21 protein-coding genes and 1 tRNA gene are annotated in these 23590 nt (G+C 43.3%); 10 read left to right on the top strand and 12 right to left on the bottom strand.

The features are described 5' to 3' along the window. Positions 1–9: 9 nt before the first annotated feature. Together ACLWBB_RS01565 and ACLWBB_RS01560 are read left to right on the top strand one after the other, a co-directional pair. Positions 10–1677 (top strand): hypothetical protein, encoded by a 1668-nt coding sequence (locus ACLWBB_RS01565; RefSeq protein WP_413289785.1) that lies wholly within the window; start codon positions 10–12, stop codon positions 1675–1677. 21 nt (positions 1678–1698) lie between these two features. Beyond that, on the top strand, positions 1699–2949 hold the full coding sequence (locus ACLWBB_RS01560; protein WP_413289784.1) for an AmpG family muropeptide MFS transporter: 1251 nt from the start codon (positions 1699–1701) through the stop codon (positions 2947–2949). Here the strand turns inward: ACLWBB_RS01560 and ACLWBB_RS01555 are convergent, their stop codons facing one another. Next, entirely contained in the window at positions 2950–4011 is a 1062-nt protein-coding gene (locus ACLWBB_RS01555; RefSeq protein WP_413289783.1) for a linear amide C-N hydrolase, read from the bottom strand. A 62-nt stretch (positions 4012–4073) separates the two neighbouring features. After that, complete coding sequence (locus ACLWBB_RS01550) at positions 4074–5144, bottom strand: hypothetical protein (protein ID WP_413289782.1); 1071 nt, start codon at positions 5142–5144, stop codon at positions 4074–4076. Positions 5145–5346: 202 nt separating this feature from the next. Here ACLWBB_RS01550 and ACLWBB_RS01545 point away from each other — a divergent pair. The 3 genes from ACLWBB_RS01545 to ACLWBB_RS01535 all read left to right on the top strand — a co-directional run bounded on the left by ACLWBB_RS01545 (position 5347) and on the right by ACLWBB_RS01535 (position 11875). Continuing rightward, positions 5347–5436: transfer RNA gene (locus ACLWBB_RS01545), tRNA-Ser, on the top strand. A gap of 538 nt (positions 5437–5974) precedes the next feature. Next, positions 5975–6628 (top strand): helix-turn-helix domain-containing protein, encoded by a 654-nt coding sequence (locus ACLWBB_RS01540; protein ID WP_413289781.1) that lies wholly within the window; start codon positions 5975–5977, stop codon positions 6626–6628. Positions 6629–6664: 36 nt separating this feature from the next. Continuing rightward, entirely contained in the window at positions 6665–11875 is a 5211-nt protein-coding gene (locus ACLWBB_RS01535; RefSeq protein WP_413289779.1) for a hypothetical protein, read from the top strand. Positions 11876–11992: 117 nt separating this feature from the next. Here ACLWBB_RS01535 and ACLWBB_RS01530 read toward each other — a convergent pair whose 3' ends face one another. The 4 genes from ACLWBB_RS01530 to ACLWBB_RS01515 all read right to left on the bottom strand — a co-directional run bounded on the left by ACLWBB_RS01530 (position 11993) and on the right by ACLWBB_RS01515 (position 16682). Then, positions 11993–12298, bottom strand: a complete 306-nt coding sequence (locus tag ACLWBB_RS01530) for a GFA family protein (protein WP_413291576.1) — start codon at positions 12296–12298, stop codon at positions 11993–11995. Between the two features lie 125 nt (positions 12299–12423). Further along, positions 12424–13290: a hypothetical protein gene (locus tag ACLWBB_RS01525; RefSeq protein WP_413289778.1), complete on the bottom strand. Its 867-nt coding sequence runs from the start codon at positions 13288–13290 to the stop codon at positions 12424–12426. Then, complete coding sequence (locus tag ACLWBB_RS01520; protein WP_413289777.1) at positions 13287–14531, bottom strand: cytochrome P450; 1245 nt, start codon at positions 14529–14531, stop codon at positions 13287–13289. Before ACLWBB_RS01520 ends, ACLWBB_RS01525 begins: the two co-directional genes overlap by 4 nt. 621 nt (positions 14532–15152) lie before the next feature. Next, positions 15153–16682 carry a spermidine synthase gene (locus tag ACLWBB_RS01515; RefSeq protein WP_413289776.1) on the bottom strand — a complete coding sequence of 510 codons (1530 nt, stop codon included), beginning with the start codon at positions 16680–16682 and terminating at the stop codon, positions 15153–15155. A 304-nt stretch (positions 16683–16986) separates the two neighbouring features. Here ACLWBB_RS01515 and ACLWBB_RS01510 point away from each other — a divergent pair, with 304 nt between their 5' ends. Beyond that, positions 16987–17652, top strand: a complete 666-nt coding sequence (locus tag ACLWBB_RS01510) for a hypothetical protein (protein ID WP_413289775.1) — start codon at positions 16987–16989, stop codon at positions 17650–17652. A 48-nt stretch (positions 17653–17700) separates the two neighbouring features. On the opposite strand, the gene ACLWBB_RS01505 is transcribed toward ACLWBB_RS01510, so the two are convergent. From ACLWBB_RS01505 to ACLWBB_RS01495, 3 genes are read right to left on the bottom strand one after another with little or no spacing between them, the layout of a single operon-like run. Continuing rightward, positions 17701–18180: a GNAT family N-acetyltransferase gene (locus tag ACLWBB_RS01505; protein WP_413289774.1), complete on the bottom strand. Its 480-nt coding sequence runs from the start codon at positions 18178–18180 to the stop codon at positions 17701–17703. Further along, on the bottom strand, positions 18181–18609 hold the full coding sequence (locus tag ACLWBB_RS01500) for an SRPBCC family protein (RefSeq protein ID WP_413289773.1): 429 nt from the start codon (positions 18607–18609) through the stop codon (positions 18181–18183). It lies immediately after the preceding gene. Beyond that, entirely contained in the window at positions 18606–18941 is a 336-nt protein-coding gene (locus tag ACLWBB_RS01495; protein WP_413289772.1) for an ArsR/SmtB family transcription factor, read from the bottom strand. Before ACLWBB_RS01495 ends, ACLWBB_RS01500 begins: the two co-directional genes overlap by 4 nt. A 154-nt stretch (positions 18942–19095) precedes the next feature. Between ACLWBB_RS01495 and ACLWBB_RS01490 the strand changes: the two genes are divergently transcribed. From ACLWBB_RS01490 to ACLWBB_RS01475, 4 genes are all read left to right on the top strand, one after another. Beyond that, positions 19096–19599, top strand: a complete 504-nt coding sequence (locus ACLWBB_RS01490; RefSeq protein ID WP_413289771.1) for an RNA polymerase sigma factor — start codon at positions 19096–19098, stop codon at positions 19597–19599. Next, complete coding sequence (locus ACLWBB_RS01485; RefSeq protein ID WP_413289770.1) at positions 19596–19877, top strand: hypothetical protein; 282 nt, start codon at positions 19596–19598, stop codon at positions 19875–19877. The genes ACLWBB_RS01490 and ACLWBB_RS01485 overlap by 4 nt, the downstream gene beginning before the upstream one ends. 42 nt (positions 19878–19919) lie before the next feature. Beyond that, the gene (locus ACLWBB_RS01480) at positions 19920–20795 is read left to right on the top strand and encodes a hypothetical protein (protein ID WP_413289769.1); all 876 of its coding nucleotides are present in this window, start codon (positions 19920–19922) and stop codon (positions 20793–20795) included. 157 nt (positions 20796–20952) lie between these two features. Next, positions 20953–21990, top strand: a complete 1038-nt coding sequence (locus ACLWBB_RS01475) for a hypothetical protein (RefSeq protein WP_413289768.1) — start codon at positions 20953–20955, stop codon at positions 21988–21990. Positions 21991–22060: 70 nt separating this feature from the next. Here ACLWBB_RS01475 and ACLWBB_RS01470 read toward each other — a convergent pair whose 3' ends face one another. The 3 genes from ACLWBB_RS01470 to ACLWBB_RS01460 all read right to left on the bottom strand — a co-directional run bounded on the left by ACLWBB_RS01470 (position 22061) and on the right by ACLWBB_RS01460 (position 23589). Beyond that, the gene (locus ACLWBB_RS01470) at positions 22061–22324 is read right to left on the bottom strand and encodes a hypothetical protein (protein ID WP_413289767.1); all 264 of its coding nucleotides are present in this window, start codon (positions 22322–22324) and stop codon (positions 22061–22063) included. A 105-nt stretch (positions 22325–22429) separates the two neighbouring features. Further along, on the bottom strand, positions 22430–23005 hold the full coding sequence (locus ACLWBB_RS01465) for a hypothetical protein (protein WP_413289766.1): 576 nt from the start codon (positions 23003–23005) through the stop codon (positions 22430–22432). A 218-nt stretch (positions 23006–23223) separates the two neighbouring features. Continuing rightward, complete coding sequence (locus ACLWBB_RS01460) at positions 23224–23589, bottom strand: DUF3565 domain-containing protein (protein WP_413289765.1); 366 nt, start codon at positions 23587–23589, stop codon at positions 23224–23226. Between the last annotated feature and the right edge of the window lies 1 nt (position 23590).

Below are 23590 nucleotides of genomic sequence, written 5' to 3'. Positions count from 1 at the left end.
ATTCTATACATGTCGATACAACAGAAAACTGAAAGTAAGTTAGACCCGAAAACAAAAAAAGATCTCGTTAAATGGCTCACCCTGATTGTCAGCGAAACGAACGGGATTTCTCTGAAAGATACTTTAAATCTTCTCATTTCTTCGGAACTAAATTCGGAAAATCAAAAAGCTCTCGATCTTGCGGTGGAATTCCGCAACCTCATTGATCAGTTTGTTACCAACAAAACTTCGATCTCTACACTTTTGAAACATCCTATTTCTGAATGCTTGTTTGAGCTCTTTAAAAACTTCCCAGTGAAATACAATGAAGAGCACATTCACCTGACAGGCTCGGTCACTGCAGAGTTTATTTATCCTCGCTTGAAAGTTTTGCTCGAAGGTCCTCACAAGGATATCTACGAACAAAAAATCAAAGAGGTTTATGGTCCTCAGGCCCTGCCTATCAAATCTATTGCGGATGTTGATCGCCTGATTCGCTTGGATGAGACCGAAGGCTTTCTGACTTATTTAAAAATTCTATATCTTCCAAAGTTGATCTTTACTTCGAAAGAAGTGCACGTCGATGCCGCTTATGACATGGCTAACGAGTTGTACAACAAGTACAACGTCGGCCGTATTCGTTTGAAGTTTACTTTGGATCGCGCCACTTCCAGCTCTTCTGAGCAAATTCCCGGGATCAGTGAAGTTACTCCGGAAGACGTGGTACTAGGTCTTTACGAAGGCTTTAAGAAATTCCAAGACCAGCACTCTGATTTTGATTTCGTGCTGTCGCCTTCTTTCAGAAAAGAATCGAATTTCTTTGATTCCACTCGCTACTCTTCTCGTAAAGAACACTTCATGGAACAGATCAACGAGATGACTCGTATGATCGACAAATATCCGTTCTTACAAAAGCATATGACGGATGTGGATACCGTGGGTGACGAGCGCGAACTTTATCGCAAAGAACATTTCTATGAAATGCAAACGGGATTCAGAAAACTGCAATACCGTGGATTCCAAATCCGTTCGCATCACGGTGAAACTTGGCACACCCTTAAAAAAGGGATCCAAGCCGTCGACAATGCGATGAATATTTGGCACATCGACACTCTTGAACACGGAATTAGCTTGGGAATTAATCCCAATGTTTACTTCCATCGTATCTATCAAGAAGTTTCTCACAAAAACAAACAAGGGATGGCGATCACTCCGAAAGATCCTCACTACCGTGAGCTCACTGAACTTGATTGGGGCAACTACAAACCCGTACTAGATAAGCTTTTAAAGGGCACTTTGCTTTCAGAACAAGACAACACCGAGTTCTTAAAAGCAAAATTCCATACAGCCCGCGAAGTAGAGCATTACCAGCATGACGTTTTGAATCGCATGATTCAAAAACAGATTTCTTTGATCTCGCTTCCTTCTTCTAATAACAAACTCACTGGCAAGTTTGATGATTACAAAGATCATCCATTCTCTTGGTGGGAAAAGAAGAACGTGCAATTGGGCGTGGGTACGGATAACTACGTTACTTTGAACACGAATTTCATCCAAGAGCTTATGATTTTGCTCTACACAGATCCGGGTGATTTGAAGATCACAAAACTGTTGATGGTGGCTACGAAAGAAAGTCGTCGTCCTTACATCAGTCATCTTCTTTGGAAAATGCGTAAAAAAATATTGAACATCAAGTAGAACATCACAGAAGGGATTCTCATGGCCGAGAAAAAAACCCCGCTTTTGAAGGAAATCTTTAGCAAAAAAATGTTGATCGTCTTTTTGCTAGGATTCTCGAGTGGACTTCCATTATTTCTTACTGGAGGTACGCTGAAGACCTGGCTTGCTCGTGAGCAAGTTGATATCACCACCATTGGATACATGAGTTGGGTGGGACTTGCCTACTCTTTGAAGTTCATCTGGGCTCCACTGATTGACCGTTTTACTTTGTTCAGCCTAGGACGTCGTCGCAGCTGGATGTTAACAAGTCAGCTTTTACTTGTAGGTTCTATCGCCGGCATCGGGATGTTTGATCCAAAAGTATCTTTGATGAATATGGCAGCCCTTGCGGTTCTGACTGCATTCTTTAGCGCGACTCAGGATATCGTTATCGATGCCTATCGCCGCGAACTTCTCAAAGACGAAGAGCTTGGTTTTGGATCTTCGATGAATATGTACGGTTATCGTATCGCCATGTTGATTTCCGGAGCTGTGGGTATGGGCTTTGTCGGAGCGCCTGGCTGGAATTTTACTTGGAATGAGCTGTACTTCTCGATGGCGGCCCTCATGGGTATTGGTATCTTTGCCACTTTATGGGCACCAGAGCCGAAAGTGAAAGAGGCCCCGCCGAAAACATTGATGTCGGCGGTGGTAGATCCTTTCCGCGAATTCTTAAAGCGCGACGGCGCTTATGTAATGTTGCTATTTGTTTTTCTATTCAAGCTTGGCGATGCTTTGTCAGGCGCAATGCTCAATCCATATTACGTACAAATCGGCTATAGCAATGCTGATATTGCCCTCATTGCAAAAACCTTTGGTTTGATTTCGTCACTCTTTGGTTTGTTCCTTGGAAGTACGTTGATGTACTACATCGGCATTTATCGCTCGCTGTGGGTCTTTGGTATTTTGCAGGCACTCTCAACAGGGGCCTTTGCGCTTCTCACGTACACTGGCCCCGAGAACTGGGCTTTGGGAGTTACAGTTTGCTTTGAAGACATTACTGCCGGGATGGGAAGTGCGGCGTTTATTGCTTACATTTCTGCAATTACCAATAAGCGCTACACGGCGACTCAGTATGCGATTCTTTCAAGTATTGCGACTCTGGGAAGAAACTTCTTCTCGGGATTCACAGGTGAAATGGTGAAGAATCTTGGCTGGGCCAATTTCTATTACACGTGCATGACCATCGCGATTCCAGGTTTGTTAATGCTGGTTCTGATGCGCAAGTACCAGCAGCCAGCAACTAAGTAACTATAGTTTTGCTTTTAAACCCGTCGGAACCTCTGATCTTAAAAATTGGAAGGGCTTGGCGGGTTTAAATTTTGTCGTGATATCCCCGATCAGATCATAGTTCTTCACTAAGGTGATCTTCTTTACACTGACGCCCTTTCTAAAATCTAGGTTCGGCAATTGCACCCATACAATGTTGGGGCTCATGGTGTGTTCATAAAAATATATACCACGGGTTAAATCGGCGACGGTTCTCCAGCGCGTGGTTGAAATATAAGGGCGTGCTGGGTCTGGCGAGCCAAAAGGTTGCGACACATTACGCAGAACACTCAGCACTCCGGCCACAGCTTCACGATAATCTGCTGGCTTCGGCAAGTACTGCGAATAATAGGCTGCCCTTACGAAACGATCCGCGGCGTCGGTCGTGCCGGGAAGAGGTTTGTCTCCGCCAAAACCTTTGTAAGTTTTCATAATTTTTAGTTGCTGATCGTAAGGTGGAGAGTTCGTCATCACCTTGTATTCTTTGCCGTGATAGATCTGGGCTTGGCCATTGATATATTCGATCACAGCGTTGTCGCCATTTTTGTCGGACAGGGACAAATGCACCGTGCCCTCTTTAGTTCCTTGTGAAGTTTGCACGCTGGCTGCAACGATTTGCATTGGATTTTTTTCGATATGAGCTACCGCTTCTGCCACACTTTGGAAATTATCTAAGAAGTATTGAGGCCAAAGGCTTACCGCAAGTCCCGGAATTTTCTCATCACGTGCACCAAAGTTAGATTCGGTCAGATACAGAAGATTCGCAGTCAAACCTTTCTCGTTGAGCCCTTCGGCAGAACCGACATCATAAGCAGTCAGAACTACGCTGCCATACTTCGAGGTCCACTTTAGTGAGTTCAGTCCCACCAAACCATCTCGTGCGATACCGCGAGGAAGCAGCCACATGTTTGTGCCCATGTCTTCAACCCAATCCATATTGCGGCCGACGATGACGTCTTGGTTGGGCGCCTCCCAAAGCACGCGTGTGCAAGGATAAGCAGGCAGTGCGATCAATACGCTTAAAATATATGTAAGTGTTTTCATAACAAGAAGGATAAGACTGCAAAGCGCTTATCGTCTTGTCGAGTTTGCGTCAAAATGAGTTGTTATTCGTCAGCAGTTTCGATCTTGCAAGAATAGCCCGGAGCTAAAAAACTATTCTCGTCAATGTCGAGCGAAGAGCTCATGGTGAGAGTGCTACGATACATGCCCGTAAGTTCTTTCAGGCAATTGTTCAAGTCTTTCAAGCTGCCATAGACATACTCACCACCTTTTTGGCGGTAAGACATGAATAGGTACGTAGGTTCTTGGAAACCATTTAGTTTGCGTGCAAACTTTCCGACGGTGTCTACTTGCACGCCATAGCTTAACGCACTTTCTGAGTGAAGGCCGAAGAACTGAATGGGGCTTGCCTGCTTACTGCGGCTAGAGATTTCTTTTAGCCAATAGTTCACAAAATCATAAGAGCCATCTTTGGCTTGGGTCTCTTTAGCCATTTTCTCTAACCAAGATCCTAAAAAGTATTCACCTTGGAAAGTTCGCTCAAACGCTACCTCAGGATTGATTTTCAAAATAGCTTGGCGCTCTGCTAAGAAGATCAAGAACTCGGTGTTAAACTGAAAGCGTTCAATTTTAGCTCTATCAGGAGCTTGTTTTAGAACCCCAGAGATTGCCTCTGTATTTGGCCAATCAATATAAGTCGTTACCAAGTCCTTACCGATAGCGTCGTTAACACCGTCTGCACAAGGAAAGCCTAATGCCGAGTTTAGCTTTTCGCGAGTTTCACGTTTAGCGTAAGTGATGTTTAAGTAACTAAGACCATCGATGTCTTTGCTGATTTCAGCAGCGGCGTGATCACCGCGTTTAAAATCAACGATATGGAATTTGTTGTAGTATTGAGGATTCTTATCCAAGACTTCGAGAAGTCCCATAAAGTTTTGCGACCATGTTGGGGCTTCATTTTTTTTGCAGCGATCGACAGTTTTTCCAGGCACATCTCTAAAAACAGAATCATTGATTTGAAAAAGCACACCGTTGATTGCGGCAGTCGTCAGTGAGTTCACGATTTTAGAATTATATTTGGGTTTAAAAGAGGCAGGAACGCGGACGGAACTAGAAACACAACCAAGCACAAAGCATGTAATAACGTAGGTGAGAATTTGTGCAAAAACCCGCATGAAGCCTCCACTCTCAGTATAGCGAAAGGGAGCCGAAGCTATCATCTGTCGCGTTTTTTTCCGGAGATTAGTCCACGGACTTGGGCCTGGTTAGGCCTTAAAATGCGATTGAGCCTCATTTTCCTGCAAATATACAGCATTCTGAACTTTACCCGGCCTAGACCTCGTGCTAATTATAGCGGCTCAAAATCGTTCCAAGAGTGGACAGGTGGCCGAGTGGTTTAAGGCGCACGCCTGGAACGCGTGTGTGGTCTAACCGCCACCGTGAGTTCGAATCTCACCCTGTCCGCCAAATAATCCAAACAAAACGAAGCCAGTAAAAACCCTCCGAGCGAAGCAACGGATGTCTGCGAGATTCGAACGAAAGAGTTCGGAAAAAGTCGCACGATGCGATCGCGCTATCAGCGCGACGGCGACAGCCGCTTTTTCGGTGGTTGGCAAAGCCAACCAGTCGCGAAGCGACCGAGGCCAGGATGGCCGAAGCCAATCTCACCCTCGCGCCACCATTTATCGCATTCGCTTTTTTCTCTATTCAGCGAGGTACCCAGCATCTCAACACAAAGAAAATCATACGGTTACCCTCACCGAATTCGGGGACGTCACATGATGCTTTTTGAATGATAGAGAAAGTCTGGATTTGTGATGCACACGACTGCTCTAGGCAATTGAGCCATGCCCTAGCTTATAAATAGATTGGTCGGCTATCTGACTGGCCCTGTCAATTTCGCACCTATTGACTGGTGTCGTACAACTGTCATATCGATGTCATATTGGTGTCGTAACACATTTTGGGCGAAACGGTTACTTTTGTAAAAAATGAAAGGACCGTTATGAAAGAGATCATGGCAACAAATTTGAACAGAGCAAAGATTGTAAAAAGAGAACGTGAGGAACGAGCATGGCCGCAACGACAACTTGCAGATGTTGCAGGCGTGAACCTTCGTACTATACAACGCCTAGAAAAGGATGGCACTGCATCGTTTGAAACTCTGATGGGAGTTGCTCAGGCCTTTGGAATGGAGGTCAAGCAACTGAACCCAACGTCCAAGTCTCAAGAGAAAACCGCTTCGCAAAAAAAGGTATACTTATTACCTCGACTCACAACGGGCAGAGATTTAACCAACATTTTTGAAGGTGCTCACCGATTTCAGGTCGAGCATGACGAAGCTGACGATATTCGAGCTGTAAACGCGATGACAGATATTGTCGTTCACATAAAAGCAGATATCGTTAGATGGCATGACGCTGATCTAGTTAAAAAAATGAAAATTGAGTTTCAACTTTCTCAAGAGATCCAAGGGCTAGAGGCTCATGGTTTTTACTTGTTTGGTGTTAAACGAACGATCCCTGAAATTGTTGAAGGCGAAGAAACTCAGATAGGAATGTGCACGATATACATGAGTCATGCTCGATCTCCCAAGATCGTTCGAGACAAGAATTCCAATATGGTGATCCCCGCTACATTGACGGAGATCCTGCGATGAAAGTGAACATAAAAGTGGCGTTTTGCGTAGGTACCGATGGGTAAACTTGATCCAAAGTCTACAGGAGGAGAGGGTTTCGACTTTGAAGACAAAGTCGGCGCATACTTTTTGTCTTTCCTTCTGGTAGGCGAGAATCCATTCCCTGCACTGCGATTGGGTCAACTTAAGGCTCTCAAATTTCAGCGCAAGGTAGATGGCTGGGAATTTGATGACATCATTCTTGTATTTGAATCTGACAACATTTCAAAACATCTTGCCTTCTCGGTCAAAAGCAATCCTCACATCACGGCGAATAAATTTCCGGCGGATCTTGTGGAGCTCGCATGGAAGCAGTTTTGCAAATCGACCGACAATCCATATAGATCCAAACACGATTTTTTGGGTTTGGTAACTTCAGGCGCATCTACCGCGGCAACGGAAGCATACGGCAAACTTCGTAATTTTGCCTCGAAACACAAAGGGCCGGATTTAGACATTCAGATCAAGAAGCCAGAGTTTACGAACCAAAGCGTTCGTGATTTGTATGATAGCTTCACCAAGCCTTCTTCTCAGAACTGCACAGCTCAACGCGCCGAAATCATTGATCGACTTATACACTTCGATGTTAATCTTGATAATCCAACTTCAGCCCTACTCACCCAAGCGCTCAGCAATTTAACTGCTGCTTTGGTCAAGGGCGACTCAAATGAACTTTGGATCAAACTCCAACACATGACAAAAACGTCTCGCTCGGTTTCTGGTGAGATTAACTTTCAGCATTTGATATCTGAACTAAGCTCCTTTGAAATCAAAGGTCATCGTCACTTAGAATCAGACATAAAGAAGATTAAGGATAACTACGAAACTGAAATAGAGAAAATCAAGTCTACAATAGGCAGCGACCTTTCTATTGAGAGAACGACCAACTTCGTAGGTCAGCTCAAGAAAGGTCAGATCAATGCATTAATTGGAGAATCCGGCGTCGGAAAATCTGTTCTATTAAAACAATGGACTAAGGAATCTGGAAAGCAAACTATTTGGCTAACCGCTTCACTTTTTAAAGCGAGAACTCTCACTGAACTTAATACACTACTAGGTTTGCAAAACGATCTGTTCGATATTCTGAAATATGGCCCAAGTGAACAAATTGTCATTGTTGATGCCGTAGACCGCCTTACTGGATCCGAAGAACGCGAATTGCTGAAATCATTTTTAGTAAAGTTTCAAAGGGACTCTGGCAATCGCCATCTCTGCGTTATTAGCTCACAAGATCAAATTTGGAAAACTTTAGTTGGGATGCTATCAAGTCAGAACGTAGTATTTAATGTCATTTCTGCAACCTATTTTGAAAAGGCAGAGCTTGATTTAGTTTCAAAAGAAAAACCAGGCCTAACCGGCATTTTGAAAAACGGCCCAACGCGTGAGATTCTGAAGAACCCAAAGTATCTTGATCTCGCCCTTCAAATGGCGGAAAGGTCTTCTCTCGACACAAACAGAGTAATTAGCGAACCTGTCTTGATTAGAGGTTTTTGGGGCATGCACAGTGATGGAGGGGCAAATCAAAAACAGGTTTTACTCACTCGATTGGCAGTTGAGCAGGCAGATACAAATAACTTTCTCTCACCAATTAAGGACTTATCAGCTTCAGAAGCGCAGCTGATTGATTCTCTCGTTAGAGATGGAGTTCTCAAAGCTCAAGATGGTTGGATAAGGTTCTCACATGATCTGTACGGCGATTGGATTCGCCAGCGTTTTCTGCTTTCTCAACGGCAAAAGACTATTCAAGAGATTGTCCAGCGCAAAAACAACATTTACTGGCACCAAGCTATTAGACTTGCATCACTTGAAATCTTGGAAACAGATGGGTTCGATAGCTGGAAAAAGGATGTTACGTCGCTAAAAGAGAGTGGAGATGATGTTCTGGTCGATCTATTTCTCGACATTGCAATCACTTCTTTAAATCAAGGTTCAATTCTCGTAACCATCAAAGAATTGCTTTTCTCTGACAATTTGAAAGTGCTACATAGATTTTTAGAAAGGTTTTTGGCCTATGCTACGGCTCCAAATCCTCAAGTAATGAGTATGCGGGCTGAGCTTGAATTGGACGAGCTGGCGGCGGCTCAAATCAACAGAGTACCTCTATATGCCTACTGGCCAAGTCTCTTAAATTTTCTTGCCAAGAATATTGAAGACGCTAGCGGCGGTAGAGTTCAAATGGCTCAGGTTGCTGAGAAGTGGCTAACTTTCACTCCAAACGATTTCCCGTTTCGTGAAGACGCTGCTAAAATTATATTCGCTTCCGCGAAATGGATTTTCGAGTTCAAGAGAGGTTCTAGACAAAACTACGTACGGGACGAGGTTGATAAGAAATGTTATCAGGCACTTTTGGCTGCCTATCCTGATCTTCCAAACGAGGTTGAGGATCTATGTCTGAAACTCATTGGGCTACGAGAAGATGGTATCGAACGTCCTGAGATGCCGGTTGTTCAGTCAAAATCAAAAGCACCGCCTCCGATCATGCCTATCGTAACTCGCAGAAGAATAGAAAGAAAAGTTCTACCTAACGGTCCCGAGTTCGAGAGAGATCGAGAATTTCAAGAAGTCTGCTTGGCTTCTCAAAATTTCTTATACATCGTAAAGTACAATCCATCTTTCGCAGCTAAACTTCTTCTTGCCGCTATCATTGAGGAGCCTCAAGAATACGAGGATATCCATGATGACGGCTGGCGGATGGATGAGCGCTTAGGCACCTCTTATACTCAGCAGTTTTATCCGCCTCTTTATTCAAGTGGTCCATTTCTGAATTTCTTTAGGGCAGCACCTCAGGAAGCATTAGATGCTTTAATCTCGCTTGTATCGCTAGTAACGGACCGATGGGCAGAGAGAGAAAAGAAAAGGCAGCAAGAAGTATTCGGATTTGATATCGAAATAAACGGTAACAAGAAATTCTGGCGAGGCGATCCTCAGGTATTTCTTTGGGTGATGGATTTGGCAAATTGCCCAGATGTAGTAGTGGCCTTTTTAATGGCCCTAGAAAAGTGGCTGTATGAAAAGATTGACGCCAAAGAGAATGTCGATCCTTGGATTGACCAGATTGTTCAGAAAATTGACTCACTAGCTTTCATAGGTGTGTTGGTCTCGGTCGCAAAGTATAGCCCGAAGTTGTTGTCAGATAAGCTACGCAATCTTTTGACCCTGCCTTACATAATTTGGTGGGATCAGCAATTCTTGCTACAGAATCGCACTAGCATGGTCTCCATGATTTCTTGGTCTGGGCAGGACCGTTACATGGCTAACCTTGCTCTTAAATGGTTTGGAATGGATCACCGTAAGACTTCCATGGAGCAATGGGCGATTCACTTTCTTCTAAATGTCTCTGAAATGAGCGAGTTGTTTAGTACAGCCAGATCTGGATGGGAGCGAGAAGTTAAAGTGCAATCAGATCCTCAACTTGAAGCTCTAGTTTGTAAGTTCAATCCTGCAAACTATCATGTCGGGCAGCTCGCGGATGGTACTCAAGTATGGAACTATTCAGCTCCAGCTGAATTTCTTGAGAAACACAAAGAACGCTTTGAAAAGAATGATGCTCAAATGAGTCTCCTTGTATTTCCTATGAATGTTAATAAGGTTCTTGATGCTCCTTCATTTTCGGAAGCTGAATTTTCTCAATTGGCAAAAACAGCTGAATACATCGCTAAGATTGTGACCGGCGAACTGGAAGACCCGATTCTAACTGCGCCCAAAGATTGCCAACTTGCGATCGACGGACTGAAGCTGGTTGCCGCAAAAAGAAAGATTATTTCTTTTGATGAGTCCTCGCTGAACGTTGCAAAGGAAAATATCACCAATGCACTCGAAGAGCTATGGACTGATCCAGGTGTAGCCGGTTATCCGTATGATCGCTCAGGACAAAAATACGATGCCATTCTGGCTAAAGTAATCGGCCAACTAACAGTAGGCGCTGAGAGCGATGTTTGGGTCAGAACGCAGGTCGCCCGTTTGATTTGCGGCCCAAGATCAGTTTCAGTGTCTACTTTAATTTCTAGTATTGCATCCGCCAAAGCCAGCCACTCCTTTATTTTAGAAATCCTGGCACTTGTATTCAACTACTCGAAGATACGAACGGCTTGGCAAGATGCAGATCGAACCTTTAGATATGCCAGACATGAGAATAAGCAGTCTAAAATTAAAGCGTTCTTATCAAAACATGACTTCTTCAGGATTAAGATTTTTCGTGATTACACTTTAGAAGATCGAAGACGATTCTTTGAAATAGAAGTATCGTCCTTAATGGACAGATTTATCACTGCCTCTGTACCACCGGCATGGCCGTCTTGGGATTTTGATCCCCACATTTTTGAGTTCGCAAAAGATTTGGATCTTCCAAGTGCAGAGAGAAATCTAATCAGTCTGGAGAATTTCACGCAGGCTGCCTCTGGACTTCCACCGATGCAAGAATGGGATGAAAATCTAAGAAATGGCTGGATCGAGTTTTGTTCTTCTGGCCTAGATCAAATTTCAAAGCGTTTGACTAAAGCAATAGAAGAACATGGAGATGCCAAAGGTACGCCATACAAACAGGACAACTGGATGATTAACGCCTTCGCTGTAACGTACTTTTTGCGAGACGACGTGCGACTTGATAGGTCATTGAAAACATTTTTAGAAGTTGGCACCGACGGACATTACTGGTTGGATAATTTCGGAAGAGACTTTTTTAGGATGGGTCTCAAACATTCGAATAGTTGGGAAGGTTTCAAAACTAAACTTAATAAAATATTTGAGCTAGCTCTTTCCATTGAACAGCTGAAACCAAGTAGGCGCTCTTGGGATGCCGACGAAATTTGGTGCTCATTGGTGGGCCTTGATGACATTACCATTCAAATCTTGCCAGCTGAAGTAAAGACGCTAGTAACGGATCTCTTTCCGCTATACGAGCGCTTGATGAAGGCCAGAACTGGTTCAGATAAATGTCTCAGCCGATTTATCTCTCTTTTGTGTAAAGAAGCAGCAATGAGTATCCGCATAAAAGGGCTCTCTATAGTGGCTTCTGAACTTAAAGATGTAAATTACTCTGACTACCGCCAAGAACGCTACATTTCAATGTATTCATATTTCTTGGCGATTTTGTGGCGCGAGAACCAAGATGAATTGCGAAATGATAAAAATGCCCTCGCTAATTTCCAACAAATTCTGAATGGACTGATTTCCGTACAAGATCCACGAGCTTTAGAGTTAGCAGCTCAAATGAGCTCCACTCGCCTTTAGAAAATTGTCCTCCGTTTCGATAGCTTCACTTTCACCTTCAAACGAGGTACAATTTAATTTGATTACGTGGCGAGTTGCTTCTTCTCAGTTCGAAACTCACCTATTCTGCGCCGCCACCTACCTGAGGGCTAGCACCATCTCCAACGGCGCGCTTTCCGGAAACGACGGCACCCCCTGCGGAAAAGCACATGACGGAGGTGCACTGCGCACCCAAACCAGGTACTGAGGAACAAAGTCAGAGACATCATCAAGAGTAGCAGCCTTCACAGTAATGATCTCAGGAACGTCAGATATCTGAGAGAAGATGTGGCTCCCACACTCTCTACAAAAATTTCGGGTTACTATCGATCCACGATCTGACGTTGTTTTACACGATGACAGTGCTTCTGAAGAGCAATCAAAAGCACCATGATGTAGAACCATGAGTGGGCTACCGAATGTTCCACCCGACCTTTGACATTGAAGACAATAGCAAACGCCTTGAGAAATCGGCGGACCAGAAATTTTATACTGAACCTTTCCACACAAGCATCGTCCAGATTTATGTGTCATATCGTGCCTTCCATTTTCTTGTGCAACCGCTGAACTTTCGCTAATCCATCTAGATAAGCTTCAACTGAAAAAGTTGTGATTCGATCGTCATAAGATGCAATTCGATTTTGGAGATCTAAAATTTCTTGTCTCAAACTTCTCTCCCCATTTTCTATTTCATATTCTGTCCTACAAGTCGCGAGCTCTCCGGTCACATCACCGTCGATCGCTTCCCGTTTGCTGGTAGCTAGGACGTTAAAAATTCGCCCCATCCTTTGACCCATCAAAAGAACTTCGCGAATCGCTCCCAGTTCAGAAACTTTCAAGCTCTTACTCGCCATCAAATCCATCATAGAGACGATGACCATTCCCATATTGTGATGCGCGTAAGAACGATTTTCTAGTTGGTTCCCAAGATGTGGGTTCGCGGTCACAAGGGAGCTATATCGATTTGCAGAGTAGAACTGCATAAGGTCAAAACTGATGATTTCAATTAAGTGTTTGTAGTGAGGTAGCCCCTGTAAAACGCTATTCATTTCTTTAAATAGGGAACTAGAGAAACTCAAAACGTGCCGGTTTGTCAGATTCATACACCTAACTGTGTCGTATCTTCCAAAATTTAACTGATATAGGTCCTCTAAAAGTTCGGGGTCGTACTGAGAAGGTCGATCGGCATAGTCATCATACAAAGTGATGAGTGTTCCCATACAAAGCTTCGCCCGTAGCAGATCCTGAAAGTCATCTGAAGAAACTGAACTCAGTGTGATCGCGGTGTATCCTTGGACCAAAAACTCTTTAAACAACTCAGGCGGACGGTAAGGAGCTAATTCCGTCATATTGCGTTCAATTTCATTCAAAGTGTTTTGAGTCTTAAGTGCGCTCATGAATAGCGTCTCTTAAAAAATACCGGAAGTGGTGATTTAGTATGAGCAGTTATAAGAGCTTCAATTTCTGGAGGCTCAGGGTTCGCCGCCTGCATCTCGTAACGTTCACAGAGTTTCTGAAGGACTAATGTAGCTTCAAGCTTGGCGAGGGCCATGCCAATACAGATCCTCGGGCCGCCCCCGAATGGAAGAAATGAGAATGGATGCTTAAGACCGTTTATAAATCGATCTGCGACAAATTCATCTGGGCGCTCAAAGTATTCCGGGTGTCGCTGAATGTGGCGAACACTTAAAAATACTTGAGAGCCTTTGGGAATTTTGACTCCTCCCACAACATCGTCCTGGTTGGTTTCTCGAGGTAAAAAATAAGCTGATGGATAAAGTCTCAATGCTTCTTTATAAGTAGACTGTACGAAGACAGAACTTTTAAGCCCCTCATAATTCATTTCAGGTATGCGAACGGCTTCTGAAGCAATTCGACTCTGAACTGCCTGATTTGCGGCGACGAGATACGTCGCAAAGATTAGTGAAGATGCGGTGGTATCGTAACCCGCGAACATAAATGCTTTTAATTGATCACGAACAAACGATTTGTCTTCACCTCTGTTCGTCAGAGCCTTTAAGAGAGAAGGCTCGTCGTCTTTCAGAGCTTCTTCTGCAATTTGGTCCAATTCTGCGTGAATTGTATTCAGTGATCGTTTTTTTGCTGGGGAGAAGGGGCACTCGGCGATGCTTCGCAGACTTTCTCCGGCCTTCCGATTTAAATCCACGAAAGCAGCATTGAGCTTGTCTGACTCAGAAATAAGGTCGTGATTCAGCACGAATACTCCGGCTGTCCTTAGTACAATTCGTGTTAGATGCGGAACCAGATCCACGGCCTCATTTTTCTCGATGGATCTATCGATGAGCGGGAAGAGTTCTTGAACAAACCCCTCTACTTTCTGAACAAGACGATCCATACCGGCATTATTTGTAAGTTTAGTGCTTGTCTGGCGAACCCTTTGTGCGTCGTCTCCTGTGAGCTGAATAAGGCCTTGCGGTCCAGAAAGGGGTTTAATCTTCTTCAATACCAAAGAACTTTTGTCGTATTTGTGCTTTTGCTCTTGAAGGATATGCTGGGCGTGTTGAGGGTCATAACAAAAGAAGAAGCGACGGAATCCTAAATTTAATTGGACCGGTTGACTCGTATCTTTCGGTTTGTATTCATCGAAAAAACCGTAGGGATCCTGCTGGAAGGCCATGAGCTTTCCTATCGGGTTCATTCTTAATAATCTTGTGATTGGGCATTTCGTCGTTTCCATAGGGGCAATCTATGCCAGAACATAATTGAAAATAAGTTCATTAAAGTTACCTATTCATAACCAATAGATATAGATCCGTTCGGATTTCTGTGTTTTCCAAAGCTAGTGGGATCTTGCGAATCTCTCTGCCTGCCCTGTCAAAATTTCGTCTATTCGTATTTTCAAAGTGATGCCGAAGGCCAGGCAGAAATTCCGTGGCAAATGACGGTTTGAAATGTACAGTATTTTTTCAAATTGAAGAAGGGCCTCTATGCTCGTACCAAAAAATAATTTCCCGACATTTCGGCCTCAGGCCTCTGCTCTTGGAATTAGAGTTAATGGATCGAACTTCGCGGCCTGGGAAGATATGTCGTCTGCAAAGAAGACATCTTTTTTTGGCCTCCCCTATATGCTCATTTCCCTAAAAAAACGTCGCTTGCCATTTTTTATGAAAACATGGTGGGTGCCGTTGTATATTGGAAATATGACTGAGTTTTACAAGGAAATCGAAACTCACTGCCCGACAAATCACTCAGTAAGAAAACTTCTATTAGGTCACTAAATTGATTCGGCATATTTCAGCTATTGAGCGGGCTTCATTTCATTAGGTTCTTGATTTTCAGGTGGGATGTGCATCACTTTGTTCACATCAAAGTAGCGTGGGTAAGGATTGTCGGTAACTGTTGCGACCAGATCCAAAGGAACGTCTTCGATTTCTTTTCTTCTATTCACATCCGTAATTTCAGTGGCCTCGGGCAATTCGTGATCAGAGGCAAAATAAACTAAGGATTCTGCGATCGGATAGACGGCTGCGTATTTCCATTGTCTGCGCATAGTATTCAAAATAATTTTTGCAGTTTCTTTTTGATCGAAAGACCATAGGCCGAAAACTCCGTCTTTTGCCAGCCGCTGCTTTGCTAGCTTCATCCCGTCTTCGGTAAAAAGAGCACTGCTTTGAATGATAGTGGGCTCTTCAATATCAATGAATATGCGATTGTAGGTTTTTGAGCTGGTTTTTAGTACGTTATAACCATCTTCAATAATTAACCGAACGCGTGGATCTTCCAAGACAGCATTGTTTTCTTTGCGGAAATAAGTAGCTGCTCCTTTGGCAACCTTTTCGTTGATTTCGGCAATATCTAACTGCAGGTCTTGATGGCTTTTTAATACCGTCGAGGCTGTGAAGCCACAGCCCAACCCCACATTTAAAACATTCAAATGGGGCTGTTCAACTTTAAGAAAAGACAAGGAAGCCAAACTATCTTCTGCAAGACGCACGCTTGTGCGACACATGATTCGATAGTTAATGAAGAGCTCTTTATTTTCGGTCATGCCGACCTGATTTTTTATGATTGTCACTTTGCCGAACTTTGAATCCTCTTGATAAAGAATCTCAGCCGTCGGGTTAGTGACAGTAACGTATTTAGTTTCGTAGACGGTTTTGGCAAATGGCGCTAAAACTAAAAATATAAAAAGGCTGCCAAGTTGGTACTTGCGACTGATCTGTATTGAAATCAAAAAGCCAGCAGCAAGACTGACAAAGCTGATGAGAGCAAAAGACCGACTGACACCTAAATACGGAATAAAAACAAAACCAGTGAGTAATGTCCCAGCAACGGCACCAATTAAATCTATGAGATTCACTTTGCCTGTCGAAATTCCGACTTTGGACAATCTGTCATTCGCTAAAGGGAACAGAATTCCAATAAGAACAGCAGGAATAAAGAGATAGAGGAAGCACAGAACGCCAAAACCAACATTGAATAAGTTATGGGATCCACTAATGCTCGAACTAAAGCGGATTAAATTCAGCTGTAGGCTATCAAAGTGTGCAAGGACGACCCCGATCAAAATGGAAAGTGTAAATAGAATCCACACCATCAGTTTTTCGAAGGATCTAAGAAATATCTCGTTGTAGCGGTGTGAAAGCCAACTTGCAGTCGCAAGGCCAGTAAGAAAAGCACACAGACTTACCGCCAAAGCTTCTGAAGAACTGGCATAAAAAGAAAAAGCGATTTGGGTTCCTAAAACTTCGATTGAAAGCGAAAGAAAACCCGCAATAAAGGCTAACAGCAGAGCGTAATATTTTTGAGATCTCGACGAAATATTCAAAAATTTTCCCGATTTGTTTTCTAAAATGATCCTACTATAGCAACAAGGTGTCCATACAATCTTTCCGCCTTTGGGGCTTGGATAATACTCGACTTAGATCGAAAGTAAATTCGACCCACTACAAGTAGAATTGCGCTTGACCAAATGGTTGGTCCTTCGATCACTTATCAATGGTACTTGTAGACTCTTCAATTTGCCTGAAGTCTCATCTTGAGGCGTTTCATGCCTAAAACTGAGAATAGTTTGGCCCGCATTCCAAGCAGTATTAATATATAAACAAGGTACGTTTATCGGAGGTTCGAACATGAACTTATGTATTCGCTTTTGCTTAGCAATGTTTTGCATGATGGCCCTCACGGCTTGCCCTGATGCCACCAAATCAGATAACCAATCCTCGCCTTCAATGTCATCTTCCCAAGAAGTCACAGTTCAAAAAAACTTGGATTCCTGCACCTCTGAGAAAGAGGGCTCCATTGTTTTTGTACGAAGCAGTGATTCTTTCTATACTTGCGACAACAACGTCTGGGTGCCATTGAATTTGAAAGGCGAAAAAGGAGACAAGGGTGATGATGGGGCTCCACCTCCACCACCAGTAAGTCCCTGTGTCAGTATTACTGAAGAGGCTTTACGATATGGAGATCGGATAGATGGTTCTGACTACAGTTTCATTTCAATGCGGGCTCTACCAGGTCAGAAATACTGTCTTGCTGATGGCCAGTTTAGATGGGTAGATTTTAATCTTTCACTGAAATTGATGACTTCCCCTCCGGCTGCAGAAATAGCGTTTGAAGAAAACTTATGCAAAACCGCGTTCGCTATGCAAATTATTAAAGACTATTTTAAATGGAATGGTGGCGGACGAAACTACTTAATGATTAAAAATGGAAATATGGGAGCTAAGTTAAAACGTGCAATTATCTGTGATCCTGATATGTATGGAGTGAGCACAACTTTCCCTGGGCACTATTAACTTTAGGCGGGATTCTCCCGCCCTATTCTCGGCCTCTCCGCAAAATTATCAAATTTCCTTTTCCATCGTAAGACCTTGAGGCCGAGTCGGATCGGCACCCAGTAATTTCCACCCGCTCTTCTCATAGAATCTCTGAGCCGCTTTATTGAGTTCGCCTACTGTCAGGCGAACTCTTGTGCAGCCTCGTCTTTTAAGCTCATTGATCGCAAAATCATCAAGCTGTTTACCGAGGCCTTTGTTTCTGAACTCAGGAACTAGATAATAAAAGGAAACAAATCCACTACCATCTTTTAGCTTCCTAAGCTCGATCTGCCCTACCGTTTGATCGCCATGAAAGACACTAAATATGGCGACAGAATTATATGTTAGAAGTTTTTCGATGTCTGTGCGATATTGTTCAAGCGGATAGCTTCCAAGACCGTTTGGCCATTTGGCTTTATCTGGGCCCCAGCTGATTTGAAAACTATCCATTAAAAAACCATAAGATTTATCAATATGATTTTTGTCGTAGGGAAGAATCTTGAGCACTTATTTCTTCTTTCGTGATTTCTTTGCGTAAGTATCCACAAGCTTATCCATAAAGTAATTCCAGCCGCCTTCATGCGCTCTGGCTTTTTCTTCCATCGGAAGATCCGAGTGCACAAGAGTCATCAATGTGCCGTCGCCTTGCTTTTTAAAGCTTACTGTCACCAAGGACTCTTCGCCAAGTGTATAGCGTGACATCCACGTCAATTGGATGCGATTTCCCTTTTTCAGTTCTGTGAAACGTCCGTAATGAGCAGTATTATTGGTAAGCCAGTAGAAAAGGCCGCCCTTTTTGGCGTTTAGAATTAAATCATCATGTTCACTCCAAGGAGTACCTGGAGTTTTGGGATTAAGCCATCCGTCGTAAACTTCTTTCGGAGACGCCGCGATTGTACGTTCGAACTTTAATTCCATCGTCTTTGCCTTTTTCATCTCTTTTTCTCCTTCGTCTTTTTCTTATTCTTAAAATGTTGTTCAAATTGATCGAGTTTACTATTCCAGAACCGCTCGTACTCGTGCACCCACCCTGCCACCTGCTTCAGTGGTTCCGCACGCAGAGAAATAAAGACTTCGCGCCCTTGCTTCTCACGCTCGATAAGACCCGCTCGCTCAAGCAGCTTCAAATGTTTGGTCACAGCATTTAGCGCTGTATCATGAGGCTCTGCAATATCTAGAAAGCGCGCAGGTCCACTCGAGAGCTGATCTATGATCGCCCGTCTGGTTGGGTGGGATATTGCTGTTAACACGTCTGATAATTGATCCATACAAACATTACACCATAAGGTGTAATGTTTTGCAAGAGCTGTCTTGACTTGGCCTAAATGCCCAATAAATGACGTAATTTTGAAGCTTTACATATTTCTTGAGATCCACGCATTTTTCTTGCAACCTTTTAGCTCGATCTCGCCAAGAAGGGTTATGGCAAAGAATATAGACTGGGACGAAGTCGTCGAAGACCTAGGCCCTCGCCTTTTTAAATACTTCTGTGTTCGATTTAGCAGCGAGCAAGCTGATGATTTGACTCAAGAAACTCTGATCCGCCTGGTTCGCAAGGTGGAAGACGGCAAATTCGATCCCGACAAAGGGACTCTGAAAATGCTAGGGTTTGGCATTGCTCACTATGTGGCTCTGGAAACTAAGCCCTCTTCCCATGAATCCATCGAGGACTGGGAAGAAACCCTCGAGATCGACACTAACCTAGAACAAATGACCATCGAAAAGGATGCCGCCTTTAAAGTTAGAGAGCATTTCAAAAACCTCTCTGCGATTGAGCAGCAGATTCTTTCGTTATCGGTCGATGAAGATCTTCATCTTCATGAAATTTCAATGATTCTTCAGGTTCCAGAAGGCACCGTGAAGAGCCATATCTTTAGAGCGAAGAAAAAAATCGTAGCGCTCATTCAGAAGGAGACTGTCCTATGAAAGACAATGACTTAGATATTCTACTAGCCGAATATCGCAATAAATCAGCAACTGATCTTCAAGTACAAAAATGGAAAAGAGCCGTACGCGCTGAACTCAAAACACGAATTGCTCCGCCTAAAACAGTTTGGGTCCAGTTGGCGGCAGCATGTCTTGTTGGTTTCGTTATGGGAGCTCTGCTTTTCAGAACAGAACAACTACAGCACTCCTTCGAAAAAATCGCACAAAAAAACAATGATGATGCAACTATTGAGTACGTTTTCAGCAAGAGTAACTGAGTGCACTTAGAAAAAATCAAAACTTATATTTAGGAGCCACGTATGAAAAAACTTATTTTAGCCGCTATGTTTGTGTCTCAGGTCGCTTATGCTATGGACAACAATTTTGCGAGTTCAGACTCTGATAAAAAACCCCTCCCAGTAGACAAATTAAGATATCAACTCGAGATCAAAGGGGAAATTCTTGTTTTCGACAAATCAGGACGCCGTCTTCTTTACAAAGGTGATGAGGGACGTTCTTGGAAGTTCGGAGACAACAAGCCTGTTGTTAGCAATTGGTCTTACCAAGAAAAAGGTTTCGCGCAGGTGGCCCTTCGCCACGAATGGGACCTTGATAAAGACGGCCAATTGACTGTCAAAATCAAACAGTATGACTCCATGGAAAGAATTCCAGGCAAAGATCCTAAGTACGGCAAAGTCACTAAAGAGCAAGAAATCAAGGTCGAGAATTTCAATTCTGTCTCTTGGGTCGTCTCTCAGGACAACTCTCATAGAGTCGTTGCGAAATTTGAACCAACTCTCTTCACAGAGAATGACCCTGCTAAGATCGGTCCACTTCCTATCAATAGCAATCGCATGACGGTGTATGACAACAAGGGCAATTTGTGGGCTTCTCGTATCGACAACTCTGATGGAAGCAATGTGTATTTTGGTGCTACTACTCACAAGGGCACGTTCTATATTAGCTATGTTCCTTTCAAAGGGGCCAAAGAGATTGGCATCGCAGAAAAAGGCCGCATTAAAATTGAAGATAGCGGCGTAAAACTTTACATCGAAAGCGCTGAGCCATTCGTTCCTCGTGGAGTTGCTGCAAAGGTCTATGGAATTCTCGATTTAAAGAAACGTTCAGATACAGTAAATTCTATTCGCTCTTATGGCAGCGACAAAGAAGATGGCTTCTTAAGTAATATCAACTAGTCATTTCAATGAGTAAGGAAGGTGTTCTGCTCTGGAACACCTTCTTCTAGTTCCAAGCTGGAACCATTTCTATAAGCCAGTGTTATCTACAAAATAAGTAAATGCGAATTGTCTCCTCTAAGGCCCAAGACTAAGCTGACAATCACTGGAGGCCCTTATGAAAACTATAAATAAGATATTCATTGGTGCATTTACTTTCGTTTTTGTGTCTGTCATTACCATCTTTGCAATCAACGCAACGGATGTTCCTCAAACTGAACTTACACGGCAAATGCTTCAAAAATTCCCAGCACAAGAAGGTTTTTCAATGCTGGAATTTAAAACTGTACCTGAGGAAAAAAGGCCGCAACTTGATTTTGAAAAATACAGCGACTACACCAAAGACCCTGCAAAGTATGATGAACTTATTAAAACTTACTATCACTTTATCGAGAAAAGCGAACGCGCATTTCAAATAGGTCGTGTCGCTGTTAATCCTGATGCGACGATTTTTGATGGCTTTGCAACTTACAGTGTTAATAGTCACAAGCTATTCTTAGTTTTCCTTAGTCAAAAGATTGCGCAAGGAAAAATGAACGAAGCGATGGACCTTTTAGAAAAATCGAATCATTTTTTCGCCAGCATTGTTCAGACGCCCCAAGTTTATATTCAAAAAATGATTTCGCTCCGACATTTAAGACAGAATGCTGAATTCGCTCTGAAACTGAAAGAAGCAGGCGTTCTCAAGAAGGCGCCAGCGACTCTTAAAGAAAGTTTTAAGCTCACTCAAACTCCACAAAAGATTTGGGAAGATGCTGGCAAAATGGAATTCTTAATGGCCTCTTCCGTGGTCCTGGCTCCGGATGCTGCCGGTTTTTTCGAGATGACGAATATTGATGGGTCTGGTGAAAATCAGCTCCGAAATGCAGCTAAAAAAACAGTGCGTTGGTTCATGTCAAAACTCTATCGCCCAAATCAAACTCTTAACGACCTCAGTGAGGGTTACTCGATCTTTAAGTCCCCGGAGTGCGCAGGCCAAACTCCGAAAAAATGCGGCGAGGCTCTTGACAGAATTGCTCCTCTAGAGGGAAAAAACTTGATCATCAATCCCTGGGGAAAAAGTCTGGTCAGAACATTTTTGCCTCGCTTCGCAGGGACTTACACCAAAGTTGAAATTTCAAGCCAAGACCTCTTAAAAGCATCCGAAGCTCTCTAGAGCTTCCGTCCAAATAGAAAAGGAGTTCTATTTCTAGAACTCCTTCTAATTGCAAATTCTATCGAGATCTCTAGTTCTCGCTAAGCACAGAAGCAACGGTCATAATAAGAACTACACAAAGCGACACCGTCAAGGCAGATAGCCATAAAACAAGTCCCGCGGCCAAAGGGAACTTTTTTATATAGAGTGGTCTCAACACAAGAGTCAACACACCTACAAACCATGCACTTTTAAAGAACCAAGAAAGCTGTCCTTGTAAAAATCCATATGTAAGTACAAGTGCAAAACCGGACACAATATAGAAAATAATATTTTCGAATTTTAAAAAGCTCATAGAAGTACTTCTCTCGACATCCATTTCAGAACCTCACTAAAAGCAAAGGCCCTCTTGCGAGAGCCTTTTTAAAATACGCAATCTAACTTTAGCAAGTTACTTAGATTAGAAAGTCCAACCTAGGTTATATTCCAAAGCCACACCCGCAGACAAAGACGATACATCTGTTGTCTCACCAGATGAATCCGTCACTTTTACTTTTGTGTCGCCTAAACCTGTCTGAGCGCCACCTGCAAGAGTCATGTTGAAGCTATCCCAGAACCAGCCGTAACCAACAAGGCAGCCTAGGAACAAACCAGATGCTTCGCCTGTGACTTCGCCAAGAGCGTCTGTTGTAGTAACTTTTGCGCTTGCATAAGAAATGGAAGGGCCCACGTAAAGACCATCAGTGTATACGCCATTTTTGTACCAGTTTGCGCGCACACCGATTTTTGAAGAACTGATGTCGTAGTCTGAAGTGTAGGCAGCGTCTGTAGAAGATAGAGAAAATTTCCAGTAATTAAGCTCTGGACCGACAGTCCACTCTGGAGTGATCGCTTTACTCAAATCTACACCAATAGATCCAACTAGCAATCCAATCGGGCTAAAACGAAAATTGTAGTCAGCGGTTGGTTTCTGGTCATAAGCCATCGCAGAAGAAGAGACAAACAAAGCGGTCAAAACCATTAAAACATTTTTCACAAAAACTCCTTTAGTCGTGTGCCCTCAGAAAACCAAAGGAGGCAGAACCTGTCAATTTAGATCCATGCTTTCCGACCCAAAGGTCTTTTTACAGAGTAAAAGGCCAGCAGAGCCAATTCGAATTAAATGAAAGACGCAAACGCCTAAAAGCATCACTCCGTTGGCTTTTTACCCCTAAACCCATCTAATAGAGACTACGGCGTAATTGGTCGTGAGCCTTAACCTTTTGTAGTCGAAAGTGCTTTTGCTACAATTTTATTAAGATCCAATGTCTGAATAGAACCGACGGCAGATTCAAATTGCCCCTCATCACAAAGACCGCTGATACCAGCACTCTCGTAACTTTCAATCAGGGTTTTGCGGCATTCTTCTAAAAGTGCGGTTGCAACTTTCAATCCAGCTTCATCACAACGTACACAATTCAGTTCTACACCAAGATGATTGTTGCGACCTTCTTCAGTCGTTACCCAAGGTCTTTCCATCCACGGAGGATCGTGACGAACATGCTGGCCATGCCCGCAAGCTAGTTCTGCAACCCAGTGGTCTTCCGCATCTTTGTGATATCCAGTAATAGGTTGTTTCATG

It is taken from the genome of Bdellovibrio sp. HCB337 (genome assembly GCF_047302465.1).
Taxonomy (GTDB): domain Bacteria; phylum Bdellovibrionota; class Bdellovibrionia; order Bdellovibrionales; family Bdellovibrionaceae; genus JACMRP01.
The sequence above is the reverse complement of the archived record's forward strand: the minus strand, read 5'-3'. Positions and strand labels throughout refer to the sequence as shown.